Below are 1,488 nucleotides of genomic sequence, written 5' to 3'. Positions count from 1 at the left end.
CAGCTCCGGTAAACTGCTGTACTCCGCACGCATCATTCCTTACCGCGGTTCGTGGCTGGACTTCGAGTTCGACCCGAAAGACTGCGTGTTCGTGCGTATCGACCGTCGTCGCAAGCTACCTGCCTCGGTACTGCTGCGCGCGCTGGGTTATACCACTGAAGAAGTGCTGGACGCGTTCTACACCACCAACGTATTCCACGTGAAGGGCGAGACCCTGAGCCTGGAACTGGTGCCTCAGCGCCTGCGCGGTGAAATCGCCGTCCTCGATATTCTGGATGACAAAGGCAAGGTTATTGTCGAGCAAGGTCGTCGTATCACTGCTCGCCACATCAACCAGCTGGAAAAAGCCGGGATCAAAGAGCTGGATGTGCCTCTGGACTACGTCCTGGGTCGTACAACCGCCAAGGTCATCGTGCATCCGGCAACCGGCGAAATCCTGGCAGAGTGCAACACCGAGCTGAACACCGAGATCCTGGCCAAAATCGCCAAGGCTCAGGTTGTTCGCATCGAAACTCTGTACACCAACGATATCGACTGCGGTCCGTTCGTCTCCGACACCCTGAAGATCGACTCCACCAGCAACCAACTGGAAGCGCTGGTCGAGATCTATCGCATGATGCGTCCTGGCGAGCCGCCAACCAAAGACGCTGCCGAGACCCTGTTCAACAACCTGTTCTTCAGCCCTGAGCGCTATGACCTGTCTGCGGTCGGCCGGATGAAGTTCAACCGTCGTATCGGTCGTACCGAGATCGAAGGTTCGGGCGTGCTGTGCAAGGAAGACATCGTCGCGGTACTGAAGACCCTGGTCGACATCCGCAACGGTAAAGGCATCGTCGATGACATCGACCACCTGGGTAACCGTCGTGTTCGCTGCGTAGGCGAAATGGCCGAGAACCAGTTCCGCGTTGGCCTGGTACGTGTTGAGCGTGCGGTCAAAGAGCGCCTGTCGATGGCTGAAAGCGAAGGCCTGATGCCGCAAGACCTGATCAACGCCAAGCCAGTGGCTGCGGCGGTGAAAGAGTTCTTCGGTTCCAGCCAGCTGTCCCAGTTCATGGACCAGAACAACCCGCTGTCCGAGATCACCCACAAGCGTCGTGTTTCTGCACTCGGCCCTGGCGGTCTGACTCGTGAGCGTGCCGGCTTCGAAGTTCGTGACGTACACCCGACGCACTACGGTCGTGTTTGCCCGATCGAAACGCCGGAAGGTCCGAACATCGGYCTGATCAACTCSCTGGCCGCTTATGCGCGCACCAACCAGTACGGCTTCCTCGAGAGCCCGTACCGTGTGGTGAAAGACGCTCTGGTCACCGACGAGATCGTGTTCCTGTCCGCTATCGAAGAAGCTGATCACGTGATCGCTCAGGCTTCGGCCACGATGAACGACAAGAAGGTCCTGATCGACGAGCTGGTAGCTGTTCGTCACTTGAACGAATTCACCGTCAAGGCGCCGGAAGACGTCACCTTGATGGACGTATCGCCGAAGCAGGT

At 58.1% G+C, this 1,488-nt stretch carries 1 pseudogene; it reads left to right on the top strand.

The features are described from left to right. Positions 1–1,488, top strand: a pseudogene (gene rpoB / locus AC1DVH_RS30995) (DNA-directed RNA polymerase subunit beta); the annotation flags it as partial.

The sequence above is a fragment of the Pseudomonas sp. P4_C3 genome (assembly GCF_056402075.1).
This window is presented reverse-complemented; position numbering and strand designations above follow the sequence as displayed.